General features: G+C 66.9%; 13 protein-coding genes. 6 read left to right on the forward strand and 7 right to left on the reverse strand.

The window, feature by feature from the left end; genetic code table 11:
• The 3 genes from AC1DK4_RS21605 to tkt all read right to left on the reverse strand — a co-directional run.
• A partial coding sequence (locus AC1DK4_RS21605; RefSeq protein ID WP_477131780.1) for a LysR family transcriptional regulator occupies positions 1 to 303 on the reverse strand: 303 nt, incomplete at its 3' end.
• 248 nt (positions 304 to 551) lie between these two features.
• Positions 552 to 1550 (reverse strand): type I glyceraldehyde-3-phosphate dehydrogenase, encoded by a 999-nt coding sequence (gene gap / locus AC1DK4_RS21610; protein WP_441617688.1) that lies wholly within the window; start codon positions 1548 to 1550, stop codon positions 552 to 554.
• A gap of 94 nt (positions 1551 to 1644) precedes the next feature.
• On the reverse strand, positions 1645 to 3681 hold the full coding sequence (gene tkt / locus AC1DK4_RS21615; protein WP_441617690.1) for a transketolase: 2037 nt from the start codon (positions 3679 to 3681) through the stop codon (positions 1645 to 1647).
• 329 nt (positions 3682 to 4010) lie between these two features.
• On the opposite strand from tkt, the gene AC1DK4_RS21620 reads away from it, so the two are divergent.
• Genes AC1DK4_RS21620 through AC1DK4_RS21630 form a run of 3 tightly spaced genes read left to right on the forward strand, consistent with a single transcriptional unit; the run spans position 4011 to position 5887 of the window.
• Positions 4011 to 4469 carry a VOC family protein gene (locus AC1DK4_RS21620; RefSeq protein ID WP_441617692.1) on the forward strand — a complete coding sequence of 153 codons (459 nt, stop codon included), beginning with the start codon at positions 4011 to 4013 and terminating at the stop codon, positions 4467 to 4469.
• Positions 4469 to 5224, forward strand: coding sequence for a 16S rRNA (uracil(1498)-N(3))-methyltransferase (locus tag AC1DK4_RS21625; protein WP_441617694.1), 756 nt, complete (start codon positions 4469 to 4471; stop codon positions 5222 to 5224). The genes AC1DK4_RS21620 and AC1DK4_RS21625 overlap by 1 nt, the downstream gene beginning before the upstream one ends.
• A gap of 51 nt (positions 5225 to 5275) precedes the next feature.
• Positions 5276 to 5887 (forward strand): YidB family protein, encoded by a 612-nt coding sequence (locus AC1DK4_RS21630; protein ID WP_441617696.1) that lies wholly within the window; start codon positions 5276 to 5278, stop codon positions 5885 to 5887.
• A gap of 130 nt (positions 5888 to 6017) precedes the next feature.
• Here the strand turns inward: AC1DK4_RS21630 and AC1DK4_RS21635 are convergent, their stop codons facing one another.
• From AC1DK4_RS21635 to AC1DK4_RS21645, 3 genes are all read right to left on the reverse strand, one after another.
• Positions 6018 to 6617, reverse strand: a complete 600-nt coding sequence (locus AC1DK4_RS21635; protein WP_441617698.1) for a barstar family protein — start codon at positions 6615 to 6617, stop codon at positions 6018 to 6020.
• On the reverse strand, positions 6614 to 6970 hold the full coding sequence (locus AC1DK4_RS21640) for a guanyl-specific ribonuclease (RefSeq protein ID WP_441617915.1): 357 nt from the start codon (positions 6968 to 6970) through the stop codon (positions 6614 to 6616). The genes AC1DK4_RS21635 and AC1DK4_RS21640 overlap by 4 nt, the downstream gene beginning before the upstream one ends.
• A 340-nt stretch (positions 6971 to 7310) precedes the next feature.
• Entirely contained in the window at positions 7311 to 9635 is a 2325-nt protein-coding gene (locus AC1DK4_RS21645; protein ID WP_441617700.1) for an NADP-dependent malic enzyme, read from the reverse strand.
• Between the two features lie 284 nt (positions 9636 to 9919).
• Between AC1DK4_RS21645 and thiL the strand changes: the two genes are divergently transcribed.
• The 3 genes from thiL to AC1DK4_RS21660 all read left to right on the forward strand — a co-directional run bounded on the left by thiL (position 9920) and on the right by AC1DK4_RS21660 (position 12162).
• On the forward strand, positions 9920 to 10918 hold the full coding sequence (gene thiL / locus AC1DK4_RS21650) for a thiamine-phosphate kinase (RefSeq protein ID WP_441617702.1): 999 nt from the start codon (positions 9920 to 9922) through the stop codon (positions 10916 to 10918).
• A gap of 106 nt (positions 10919 to 11024) precedes the next feature.
• A complete protein-coding gene (locus tag AC1DK4_RS21655; protein WP_441617704.1) occupies positions 11025 to 11591 on the forward strand; it encodes a phosphatidylglycerophosphatase A family protein in 567 nt (188 codons plus the stop codon).
• 73 nt (positions 11592 to 11664) lie between these two features.
• Positions 11665 to 12162, forward strand: coding sequence for a CinA family protein (locus tag AC1DK4_RS21660; RefSeq protein WP_441617706.1), 498 nt, complete (start codon positions 11665 to 11667; stop codon positions 12160 to 12162).
• Between the two features lie 16 nt (positions 12163 to 12178).
• On the opposite strand, the gene pyrF is transcribed toward AC1DK4_RS21660, so the two are convergent.
• Entirely contained in the window at positions 12179 to 12997 is an 819-nt protein-coding gene (gene pyrF / locus AC1DK4_RS21665; RefSeq protein WP_441617708.1) for an orotidine-5'-phosphate decarboxylase, read from the reverse strand.
• Positions 12998 to 13106: the final 109 nt, after the last annotated feature.

The raw sequence follows: 13106 nt of genomic DNA on the forward strand, positions 1-13106 counted from the left end.
GCCGATATTGAGCGTGCCAGTGGCAACGGCGGGATCGAAATTGTCGGCGTCGCCCTCGTTGATCGAGGACCACAGGTCGAGCATGTCGCGGATCTTGGGGCCCAGCTCCAGGGCCCGCGGCGTCGGCGTCAGGCCGTGCGGCACGCGGATGAAAAGGGGATCGTCGAAGATCTCGCGCAGGCGACCCAGCGAATGCGATACCGCGGGCGCGGTCATGTGCATTTTTTCCGCGACATAGGTCGCGTTTCGCTTGCTCAGCAACTCGGTGAAAATCACGAGAAGCTTGGTATCCACATTCACCATGATCTCGCCCAGGTTAGATTGGAAGTTGCAAATGAATTATGGGTCACTTGCATAGGCTGCACATTGGTATTTCCAGCACTTTATCAGTGTAAGAGCAAAGCCGGGAGCGGAACAGCGTTTCCACTGGCATCGCCGGCCACGCCCCAGCGCACGATCGCCGGAATTGCCGGCAGGAAGCGAGCATGATGATCCGCAAACCCCGGACCACGGCGGCGCCTACTTCCTGCCGGCGCAGGCAGCCTTACAGCTTACTTGGCCACCACGCGGGCCATTTCCAGCACCTTGTTGGAATAGCCCCACTCGTTGTCGTACCAGCTCACGACCTTGACGAAGGTCGCGTCCAGCGCGATGCCGGCTTCGGCATCGAAGATCGAGGTGCGTGCATCGCCGCGGAAGTCCGTGGCGACCACCTTGTCTTCGGTGTAGCCCAGCACGCCCTTGAGCGCGCCCTGGCTCTGTGCCTTCATTTCGGCGCAGATCTCGGCGTAGGTTGCGCCCTTTTCCAGCTCGACGGTCAGGTCGACCACCGACACGTCGGAGGTCGGCACGCGGAACGACATGCCGGTCAGCTTCTTGTTCAGCTCGGGGATCACCACGCCCACGGCCTTGGCGGCGCCGGTGCTCGACGGGATGATGTTTTCCAGGATGCCGCGGCCACCGCGCCAGTCCTTGTTGGACGGGCCATCGACGGTCTTCTGCGTGGCGGTGGTGGCGTGCACGGTGGTCATCAGGCCGCGCTTGATGCCCCACTTGTCGTTCAGCACCTTGGCCACGGGCGCCAGGCAGTTGGTGGTGCAGCTGGCGTTGGAGATGATCGCCTCGCCCTTGTACGTCTCGTGGTTCACGCCGTACACGAACATGGGGGTGTCGTCCTTGGACGGCGCCGACATGATGACCTTCTTGGCACCAGCGTCGATGTGCTTCTGCGCGCCTTCCTTGGTCAGGAAGATGCCGGTGGACTCGATCACCACGTCGGCGCCGATCTCGCCCCACTTCAGCTCGGACGGATCCTTGACCGCGGTCAGGCGGATCTTCTTGCCGTTGACGACCAGGGTATTGCCGTCGACCGACACTTCGCCGTCGAAGCGGCCATGCACCGAGTCGTACTTCAGCATGTACGCCAGGTAGTCAGGCTCGAGCAGGTCGTTGATGCCGACCACTTCGATTTCCTTGAAGTTGGCGGCGGCGGCGCGGAACACCATGCGCCCGATGCGGCCGAAGCCGTTGATGCCGATCTTGATGGTCATGTCTATCTCCTGAGTAGGCTAACGATCGATGGATGCAAGAAAGCGTTTGCCGGACCGGGCGGCCGCGGCCGCCACATCGGTCCGGAGCTGCGTATTACTGGCCGAGCGTGTCGCGCACCGTGCGCACGACGTTCTCGACCGTGAAGCCGAAGTGCTTGAACAATACGCCAGCGGGAGCCGATTCGCCGAAGGTGTCGATGCCGACCACGGCCTGGACCTGGTACTTCCACCAGAAATCGGTGATCCCAGCCTCGACTGCCACGCGCGGCACGCCCGCCGGCAGCACCGAGGTCTTGTAGGCGGCGTCCTGCTTGTCGAACACCGTCGTCGCCGGCACCGAGACCACGCGCACGTGCACGCCGTCGATGGCCAGTTGCTCGGCCGCGCCCACGGCCAGGCCGACTTCCGAGCCGGTGGCGATGACCACGGCGTCCGGCAGGCCGGTCCTGGGATTGTTGCCTTCGCGCAGCACATAGCCGCCGCGCGCGATATTGGCGCGGGTGGCGTCGCTGCGCTTCTGGAACGGCAGGTTCTGGCGGCTGAAGATCAGGCAGCTCGGGCCGTTCTCGCGGCGCACGGCCTGGGCCCACGCCACCGCGGTTTCCGTGGTGTCGGCGGTACGCCAGACATCCATGTTGGGGATCAGGCGCAGGCTGGCGACATGCTCGATCGACTGGTGGGTCGGGCCGTCTTCACCCAGGCCGATGGAGTCATGGGTGAACACGAACAGCGTGCGGATCCTCATCAGCGCCGCCATGCGCAGCGCGTTGCGGCTGTAGTCGGAGAAGGTCAGGAAGGTGCCGCCGTAGGGAATGTAGCCACCATGCAGCGTGATGCCGTTCATGATGGCGCTCATGCCGAACTCGCGCACGCCGTAGTTGATGTGATTGCCCCAGGCTTCGGCGCGCACGGCCTTGCTGCCCGACCAGTTGGTCAGGTTGGAGCCGGTCAGGTCGGCCGAGCCGCCCAGGAACTCGGGCAGCACCGGGCCGAAGGCCTCGATGGTGTTCTGGCTGGCCTTGCGGGTGGCGATGGTCTCGGCCTTCTCTTCGCACTTGGCCAGGAAGGCGTCCACGGCAGCGTCGAAGGCGCCGGGCAGCTCGCCGCGCATGCGGCGCTGGAATTCGCCGGCTTCGTACGGGAAACGCTCGGCATAAGCCTCGAACAGCGCGTTCCAGGCCTTCTCGAGCGAGCCACCGCGGGCCTTGGCGTCCCACGCCGCATAGACTTCGGCAGGCACTTCGAACGGGGAATGGGTCCAGCCCAGGGCCTCGCGCGTGGCCAGGATTTCAGCGCCACCAAGCGGCGCGCCATGCACATCGTGACCGCCTTCCTTGTTGGGCGCGCCCTTGCCGATCAGGGTGCGGCAGCAGATCAGGGTCGGGCGGTCGCTGGACTTGGCCTGCGCGATGGCGGCGTCGACGGCGGCGGCGTCATGGCCGTCCACCGCGCGGATCACGTTCCAGCCGTAGGCTTCGAAGCGCTTCGGCGTGTCGTCGGCGAACCAGTGCTCGACGTCGCCGTCGATCGAGATGCCGTTGTCGTCCCACAGGGCGATCAGCTTGTTCAGCTTGAGCGTGCCGGCCAGCGAGCAGGCCTCGTGGCTGATGCCTTCCATCAGGCAGCCATCGCCCATGAACACATAGGTGTGATGGTTCACGATGTCGAAGCCTGGGCGGTTGAATTCCTCGCCCAGCAGGCGTTCGGCCAGCGCCATGCCGACCGCGTTGGTCAGGCCCTGGCCCAGCGGGCCGGTGGTGGTCTCGACACCCGGCGTGATGCCGTATTCCGGATGGCCCGCGGTCTTGCTGTGCAGCTGGCGGAAGTTCTTCAGCTCGGCCAGCGGCAGGTCGTAGCCGGTCAGGTGCAGCAGCGCGTAGAGCAGCATCGAGCCGTGGCCGTTGGACAGCACGAAGCGGTCGCGGTCGGCCCACTTGGGATTGACCGGGTTATGCTTCAGATGACGGCCCCACAACGCCACCGCGATATCCGCCATGCCCATGGGCATGCCGGGATGGCCTGAATTGGCCTGCTGGACGGCGTCCATGGCCAGGACGCGGATGGCGTTGGCCATGAGTTGGACGGGCTGCGAAGCGTGCGGACTGGCGGCGGGATGAGCGAGGTGGGACATGCGGCGGGAACCTGGCGGCGGGAAAAGCGCAATTTTACCAGAAGGAACGCGGCAGTCTGGCCCCCCGGCGGGGCCGCCCGGGGGCCGCCTGCAGTGGACCGGATGGCTCTCGCCCGGCATCGGCACGACGCCGGGCCCGATCCGGCTGCGGCGCGCTGCGCTGCCACCACGTGGCGCCCCACCCGGCGCTGTTCGCCCTGCCCCTGCACCTGCAGGCCCTCTTCGACAGCGCTGGCGCACCCGCGTAAGATGCTCATTCGCACCGCCGGTCTTGCCGCCCAGGCAGGCCCCGCGCGGCTTCCCGCAACCGGAGATGACAGGAGACGATCATGACAAGACCGGCCAACACCCCCTGGCTCACTCCCTACCTGACGGTGGGTAACGGGCGCAGCGCGCTCGACTTCTATCACCGCGCCTTCGGTTTCAGTGCGGGGAACGTAGTCGACGAAAACGGTGTGCCCACCCATGCCGAGATGCACTATCGCGGCGAACTGGTCGTGATGTTCGCGCCCGAGGGCGCCTGGGGCAGTACCGCGCGCACGCCGCGCTCGCTCGGCGTCGAATGCCCGCAGACCTTCTACGTCTATTGCGACGATGTCGATGCCATGCACACGCGTGCCATCGCCGCCGGCGCGGTCAGCCTGATGGCGCCCGCCGACCAGTTCTGGGGCGACCGCTATTGCATGGTCGAGGATCCCGACGGCTACCGCTGGGGCTTCGGCAAGCCGCTGGACAATCCGGCGGCGGCGCAGACGCTAGCCACGACCGGCCAGGACGGAACTGTCTGATGCCGCCTCGTTTCTTCGTCGATGGCGCGCTGGCCGCGCAGACCGAGCTGTCGCTGCCGGAAGCCGTGGTCCGCCATGTGCAGGTGCTGCGGCTCAACCCCGGTGACGACGTCACCCTGTTCGATGGCCGTGGCGGCAGCCACGCCGCCACGCTGGTCGATATCGGCAAGCGCCACGCGCTGGCGCGTATCGGCGACCACGATCCCGCCGAAACCGAACTGCCGTTCCACGTCACGCTGGCACAAGGCCTGGCAGGCGGCGACAAGATGGACTGGCTGATCGAGAAAGCGGTCGAGCTTGGCATCGGCACGATCCAGCCGCTGCAGGCGGCGCGCTCGGTGGTGCGGCTGTCGGCCGAGCGGGCACAGAAACGCCAGGCGCACTGGCAGGCGCTGGTGGAAGCGGCCTGCGAGCAATGCGGGCGCAACCGGCTCCCCGTCGTGGCGCCGGTGGCCAGCCTGGAAGGCTGGCTGGCGCAACAGGGCAAGCCGGCGGCGGGCGCCGGCGCGCGCCTGCTGGTCTCGCCGCGCGCCACGCAATCGCTGGTATCGTTTGCAACAGAGCAGCGCCAGCGCCTGCTGGACGGCGGCGTGACGCTGCTGATCGGGCCCGAGGGCGGGCTGGCGCCGGACGAAGAAGCGGCGGCGCTGCGCGCGGGGTTCACCGGCGTGTCACTCGGACCGCGCATCTTGCGTACCGAGACCGCGGGGCTGGCTTGCCTGGCCGCGCTCAACGCGGTACTGGGCGGATTTTGACGGCAAGGGACCATCCGGGTCCGTTGCCGCATTTCACCGAAGGAGTCGACCATGGGACTACTCGATAGCGTGCTGGGCGGGGTGCTCGGGCAGCGCGGCAGCGGCGAAGCAGGCGCGGGCGGCCTGAACCCGAAGATGATGATGGCGCTGGGCCTGATCGCCATGCTGGCAATGCGCCATAAAGGCGGCGACGCGGGAGCGGCCGTGCCGCAGGATCCGTCCGCGGCAGGCGGCGGTGGGCTCGGTGGACTTGGTGGACTCGGCGGCCTGCTGGGCGGCCTGCTCGGCGGCGGTGGCGGCGCTGCCGGCGGCCCGTCCGGCGGAATGGACCTCGGCGGCTTGCTGGGCGGGTTGCTCGGCGGCCAGGGCCAGCAGGGCGATGCGCCCGCGCTGGGCGCCGCGGCTGGCGGCATCGGTGCCTTGCAGGAAGTCCTGGCGCGGGCCGGCCTGGGCGAGCAGGTCAATTCGTGGATCGGCACGGGTGCCAATCAGCCGGTCTCGCCGTCACAGCTGGCCGGGGCGCTCGGCGACACGGGCGCGCTGGAATCGCTGGCCAGTTCCACCGGCATGTCCGCGGATGATGTGGCCGCGCACCTGAGCGAAGGCCTGCCCGAACTGATCGACAAGCTCACCCCGCAGGGCCACGTACCGCCTGCTGCGTGAAGTGCGGACGAAGGCGGCGCTGAAACGCAGGGCGCCGACCGGCTCCGGGTAGACGAAAGGCCCGCTCAGGCGGGCCTTTGTCTTTGCTGCGCGCCCGCCGCGGCTGGCGCGGTATCAGGCGAGGCGGGTGTCAGGCAAACGAGTAGAACACGCGGAACTGGACCTTGCGCTCGGCCCAGAACTCGGCCGCGTCGCGGAACACGTCGAGCAGCACCTCGCGGCCTTCCTTGTCGAACTTCTGCGCAATGGGCAGGCCTTCGAGCACGATCACGAAGCCGGGCTGCGCACCGGCCTTGTGGATCAGGTCGGTCAGGCAGTCAGCCAGGGCATCGAAGTTCTTGCCGAAGTGCTTCGGAAACAGGAAGCTGGTGGCGATGGTGTCCAGCACCTCCGCCTTGCTTTGGCAATGCGCGCAGTTGGCGTACAGGAAATGCTGGCCGAGCTCCGCCGCCGCCTGGGCGAGTTCGGGCACGCGGAACGCGCGGATAGACTGGACGATGTTCGGACGCACCGTCTTGAACAGGTTCATGGCTCCCTCTTGGCTGCCGTCGGTGCCGGCTGCGGGAACGGGTGCGAGCGGCGGTTGGTGCGAGAGCTCGTTGCGAGGCATCATCAACACGTTGTCGTAAAGATTCTGGGCCTGGGTCTGGGCCCGCTGCCAGCCATCTCCGGCGCCGCGCTCTTCGCGGGCGGCAAGGGCGTCGCCCAATCCGAAAATGTCAGTCATCATTTGGCTATCCGTTTGAAACTGTTGTAGTGGTCGTCCGTGTAGTAGCAGTCGTTGGTGGCGCGTTGATCACCGCCACATACGATGCGTCTGGCTCCCCGGTTCCGGCTGTTAGTTTTCACCGTGTATTCGCGGTAATAGTCGCGCGACTTCTGCGGCAGGATGCGCTCGTAGTTGCCGAACCTCGAGCCATCCTTGGCGTAGGGAAACGGGCCACCCGCTTCGATACGCTCCATCGTCGTTTGCGCTTCGTTGGGCAACTGCTGCAGCGAGATGGTTCCCGTGCCGGCGTCTGCCGTCTGCCGCGCCAGCACTGGCTGGGCCAGCGCGCACGATACCGCCGCGACCGCCAGCACCCGGCCTGCTGCCCGTGCCAGCCCTGCGGCTGAAATCCATCGCGATGCGCGCTGCGTCAGAGAAATCTGGGAACCCACGTTGCTTGTCTTGTTGGGGAGGACGCGATAACGATGGCATCGCGCAAATGTGCATTCCGCGCGCACTTCAAGGCCATAAGGTTACGCGCATGCCGCTAAATAATCAATCCCCGCCCCTCGGAACAGACGAAAACTCCAATTGTTTCAAGGTGTTATTAACATGTGTGCACCCACTTACCCCAGGCTTTGCGTCACACCGGGGCACAAGGGGCGGGACGAAAAAAAAGCCGGGCAAGCCCGGCTTTTCTCGGCAGGTAGCGGCTTAGCGCTTGGCGGCCGCGTCCACCACCACCAGCGACGTCATATTGACGATACGCCGCACGGTGGCCGAAGGCGTCAGGATGTGCACCGGCGCCTTGACCCCGAGCAGGATCGGCCCGATCGCCACATTGTTGCCCGCCGCGACCTTGAGCAGGTTGTACGAGATGTTGGCGGCGTCGATATTCGGGCACACCAGCAGGTTCGCCTCGCCCTTGAGCGCGCCATCCGGCACCAGCGTCTCGCGCAGCTTGGGATCGAGAGCGCAATCGCCGTGCATCTCGCCGTCCACCTCGAGCTCCGGCGCACGTTCGCGCAGGATCGCCAGCGTTTCGCGCATCTTCTGCGCCGAAGCGGCCTCCGAGGTGCCGAAGTTCGAATGCGACAGCAATGCAACCTTGGGCTCGATGCCGAAGCGCTTGAGCTCTTCCGCGGCCATGATGGTGATCTCGGCCAGCTGGCCGGCGGTCGGGTCGACGTTGACGTGCGTATCGACCAGGAAGATCTGGCGGCCCGGCAGGACCAGCCCGTTCATCCCGGCGTAGACCTCATTGGTGCCGCCCAGGATCTGGTCGATATAGCGCAGGTGCGCGGCAGTGGTACTGACCGTGCCGCAGATCATGCCGTCGGCCTCGCCCTTCTTGACCAGCATGGCGCCGATCAGCGTGGTGCGGCGGCGCATTTCCAGCTTGGCGTACTGCTGGGTGACGCCCTGGCGGGCCATCATCTTGAAGTAGGCCTCGGAGTAGTCGCGGAAGCGCGGGTCGTTCTCCGGGTTGACCACGGTGAAGTCAACGCCGCCGCGCAGGCGCAGGCCGAAGCGCTCGATGCGGTGGGCGATCACGGCCGGGCGACCGATCAGGATCGGGTTGGCCAGCTTTTCGTCGACGATCACCTGCACCGCGCGCAGCACGCGCTCTTCCTCGCCCTCGGCGAAGACGATGCGCTTCTTCTCCATGTCGACCTGACGGGCGGCCGCATAGATCGGCTTCATCAGGGTGCCCGAATGGTAGACGAACTGCTGCAGTTGCAGACGGTAGGCGTCCATGTCGGCGATCGGGCGCGCGGCCACGCCGGACTTCATGGCGGCCTCGGCCACGGCCGGTGCGATCTTGACGATCAGGCGCGGATCGAAGGGCTTGGGAATCAGGTACTCGGGGCCGAACGACAGGTCCTGGATGCCATAGGCAGTGGCGACGATGTCGCTCTGCTCCTGGCGCGCCAGTTCCGCCACCGCGTTGGCGGCAGCAATTTCCATCTCACGCGTGATGGTGGTGGCGCCGCAGTCCAGCGCGCCACGGAAGATGAAGGGGAAGCACAGGACGTTGTTGACCTGGTTCGGGTAGTCGGTGCGACCGGTGGCCATGATGGCGTCGGGACGCACCTCCTTGGCCAGCTCCGGCATGATTTCCGGATTGGGGTTGGCCAGCGCCAGGATCAGCGGCTTGTCGGCCATGCCCTTGATCATCTCGGGCTTGAGCACGCCGGCGGCGGACAGGCCCAGGAAGATGTCGGCGCCGTCGATGACTTCGGCCAGCTTGCGCTTGTCGGTCTTCTGCGAGAAACGCGCCTTTTCCGGGTCCATCAGCTCGGTGCGGCCTTCATAGACCACGCCGGCCAGGTCGGTCACCCAGATGTTCTCGAGCTTCATGCCCATGTCGACCAGCAGGTCCAGGCAGGCCAGCGCCGCGGCGCCCGCGCCCGACGCCACCAGCTTGACCTTGCCGATATCCTTTCCGACCACCTTGAGGCCGTTGATCACGGCCGCGCCCACCACGATCGCGGTGCCGTGCTGGTCGTCGTGGAAGACGGGAATCTTCATCCGCTCGCGCAGCTTGCGCTCGACGTAGAAGCACTCCGGCGCCTTGATGTCTTCGAGGTTGATGCCACCGAAGGTCGGCTCCAGCGCGGCGATGATCTGGACCAGCTTCTCGGGGTCCTTCTCGTCGATCTCGATGTCGAACACGTCGATGCCGGCGAACTTCTTGAACAGGCCGGCCTTGCCTTCCATCACCGGCTTCGAGGCCGCGGGGCCGATATCGCCCAGGCCCAGCACGGCAGTGCCGTTGGTGATCACGCCAACCAGGTTGCCGCGCGCGGTATAGCGGAAGGAGTTGGCCGGGTCGACCACGATCTCCTCGCATGCAGCGGCCACGCCGGGCGAGTAGGCCAGCGCCAGGTCGCGCTGGTTCGACAGCGGCTTGGTCGGCGTGACCGAGATCTTCCCTGGGGTCGGAAACTCGTGATATTCCAGGGCAGCTTTGCGCAGCGCCTCACGCTGCTGCTGCTTCAGGTCGTCTTGGGGCGTGGGCTGCTGGGGACTGGTCATCGGCGCATCTTCCGGTCGGTGGAACCGTTATTGACGTTGTCGGAAACGAAAGGGCGGGCCGGTTCCACGTACCCGCGTTCTCTTCCTTTTGAACCTGGCATTTTATATTGTGAAATATTATTTCACAATAAGCGTTTTGCGCGTGGCAGCTTTGCGTTTCGGTACAATATGCCGCATGCCGCCAGCGCTGAACAGCAGGGCGTCACCGGCATCGACAAGCCCCGCGCCGGCAACCTGCAGGCGCTCACGTGGCTCTTGCCGATTCTCCCCGCCCGACCCTTTCCATGCCAGCTTATTCCAGCGCTTCCAGCAATCCGGGCGCCCCGCTCTCCGAGTTCGACCTCATCCGCCGCTATTTCACCCGCCCCGCGCGCAAGGCGGTGCTCGGCGTCGGCGACGACTGCGCGCTCATCGAGGCACGCGCGGGCCACCACCTGGCGATCAGCACCGATATGCTGGTAAGCGGGCGTCACTTTTTTCCTGACGTAGCGCCCCGTGCGCTGGGCCACAAGGCGCTGGCGGTCAACCTGTCTGACCTGGCTGCGATGGGGGCCGAGCCGCGCGCCTTTACGCTGGCGCTGGCGTTGCCGGAAGCGCAGCCGGAATGGCTGGCCGAACTGGCCGCGGGCATGCTGGCGCTGGCCGACGCCCACGGTTGCGAGCTGATCGGCGGCGACACCACGCGCGGGCCGCTTACGCTGAGCCTGACGGTGTTCGGCGATGTGCCTGCCGGCATGGCGCTGCGACGTGATGCCGCACGCCCCGGCGACGATATCTGGATTTCCGGCACGCTCGGCGATGCGCGCCTCGCGCTTGGCGACTGCCGCGGCGAATGGCTGCTGCCGGAGCCGGACTTCACGCAGGTCCGCCCGCGCATGGACATGCCGACGCCGCGCATCGCACTGGGCATGGCGCTACGTGGCGTGGCGCATGCCGCACTCGACATATCCGACGGCCTGCTCGGCGATCTCGGCCACATCCTGGCGAGTTCGCAAGCCGGCGCCCTGCTCGACGTCGACGCGCTGCCGCGCTCGGCGGTGCTGGCCGACCAGCCGGAAGCGCTCCAGCGCGAATGCACGCTGGCCGGCGGCGACGACTACGAACTCTGCTTCACCGCGCCCGCGGGCGCCCGCGAGAAGATCGCCGCCATCGGCGCGCGGCTCGGGCTGCAGGTAACGCGCGCCGGCACCATCACGCCGGAGCCGGGCCTGCGCCTGGTCGACCGGGAGGGCAATCCCTGCGCATACAGCGGCAACAGCTTCGACCACTTCGCATCCCCCTGACAAGCGGCATGCGGCCGTGTCATGATGTTGCCATGCGGGGCGCCAGACCCCGCCCGGGCCAAGGCGCCCGGGACAATCCCATCCAAACCAGACGAGCCAACCCTTGATGTCCGCCTACCCGCCCGGGCCCGCCGCGCACGATCCCGCCCTGACCCTCGAAGCCGGCCAAGCCGCCAAGGTCTTGCGCCCCACCGCGCGCTTCATGTTGTCGCACCCGGCCCACCTGATCGCACTGGGCTTCGGCTCCGGGCTTTCGCCCGCCGGCCCCGGCACGGTCGGCACGCTCTACGCGTGGCTGTCCTACCTGGTGATCTCGATGTGGGTGCAGCCGGAAACCTGGCTGTGGATCATCGGCGGCGGCTTCCTGCTCGGGCTGTGGGCCTGCGCCCGCACCGCGCGCGACATGGGCGTGCACGATCATGGCAGCATGGTGTGGGACGAAATCGTGGCGTTCTGGCTGGTGCTGCTCTTCGTCATGCCGACCGGCTTCTGGGGCCAGCTCGCCGCTTTCCTGTGGTTCCGCCTGTTCGATATCGTCAAGCCGGCCCCGATCGGCCACCTGGACCGCACGCTCAAGGGTCCGGGCCTGCGCGGGGGCTTTGGCGTGATGTTCGACGACGTGATGGCCGCGTTCTACACGCTGCTGGTGTTCGCCCTGTGGCGTTCGCTCTGAGCGGGCCCGCCTCACACTGGTTTACGCCGGCCTACACGCCTCCCCTGCAACCATTTCTACCGAATCCGCCATCATGTCCGTCAGCCGCTTGCTCGATCAACTCGCCGTCCAGGCCGGCATCTCCCTGAACGAGAAATCGCTGCTGCTCGCCACGGCGGAATCCTGCACCGGCGGCCTGGTGGCCGCGGCGATCACCGATGTGTCGGGCTCTTCGGGCTGGTTCGAGCGCGGCTTCGTCACCTACTCGAACGAAGCCAAGACCACCATGCTGGGCGTGCCAGCCAAGCTGATCCGCGACCACGGCGCGGTCAGCGAGGAGGTTGCCCGCGCCATGGCCGAAGGCGCGCTGCTCAACAGCCGCGCCCAGGTGGCGCTGTCGATCACCGGCGTGGCCGGCCCCAACGGCGGCACGCCGGACAAGCCGGTCGGCATGGTCTGCTTCGGCTGGAGCAACCGCATTACCACCAAGGTGGAGACGCAGCGCCTGCGCGGCGACCGCCAGCAGATCCGGCGCCAGGCGGCCGAGCACGCCATTCGCGGCCTGCTCGAACTGGTCCGCAACGAAGCCTGAAGCGCCGCGCCGGCCCTCAGGCCGAACGGAAGCGGTTGATGGTCTCGCGCGTCTGCAGCGCGACATTGCGCGCGGCCGCGGCGAAGTCTTTCTCGCGGCTGGCGTAGAGGATGGCGCGCGACGAGTTGATCATCATGCCGACGCCGGCGCCCGTGCGCCCGGCACGGACGGTGGCCTCGATGTCGCCGCCCTGGGCGCCGATGCCCGGAATCAGCAGCGGCATGTCGCCCACGATCTCGCGTACCTTGGCGATCTCCGCCGGGAAGGTCGCTCCCACCACCAGCGCCATCTGCCCGTTGGTATTCCAGCGCGTGGCGGCCGCCTCGGCCACCACCTGGTAGACCGGCTTGCCGTCCACCGGCAGGAACTGCACGTCCGAGCCACCCGGGTTGGAAGTGCGACACAGCACGATCACGCCGCGGTCGCCGTAGGCCAGGTAAGGCTCCAGTGAATCCAGGCCCATGTACGGGTTCACCGTGACGGCGTCGGCCCGGTAGCGCTCGAAGGCTTCGATGGCGTACTGCTGCGCGGTCGAGCCGATATCGCCGCGCTTGGCGTCCAGGATCACGGGGATGCCCGGATGGGCATCGTGGATATAGGCCACCAGCTGTTCGAGTTGGTCTTCGGCGCGCTGCGCGGCGAAGTACGCGATCTGCGGCTTGAAGGCGCACACCAGGTCCGCGGTGGCGTCGACGATCTCGCGGCAAAAGGAGAAGATCGCGCCGCCGGTGCCCGTCATGGACAGGGGCAGCTTGGCGGGATCGGGATCGAGCCCGACGCACAGGAGGGAATCGTTGCGCTGCCAGGCTGAGGCCAGCTGCTCGGTGAAGGTCATGGGATGCTCGCTATTCTGGGTGTGCCGCGGCGGCTGGCTGGCGGCCCCGGAGGCCGGGCCGGCGCAGCGCGGCAACGATCGATGCCTGCGATTTTACCCGCTGCGTGCT

This window comes from Cupriavidus sp. 05N38, from assembly GCF_056397345.1.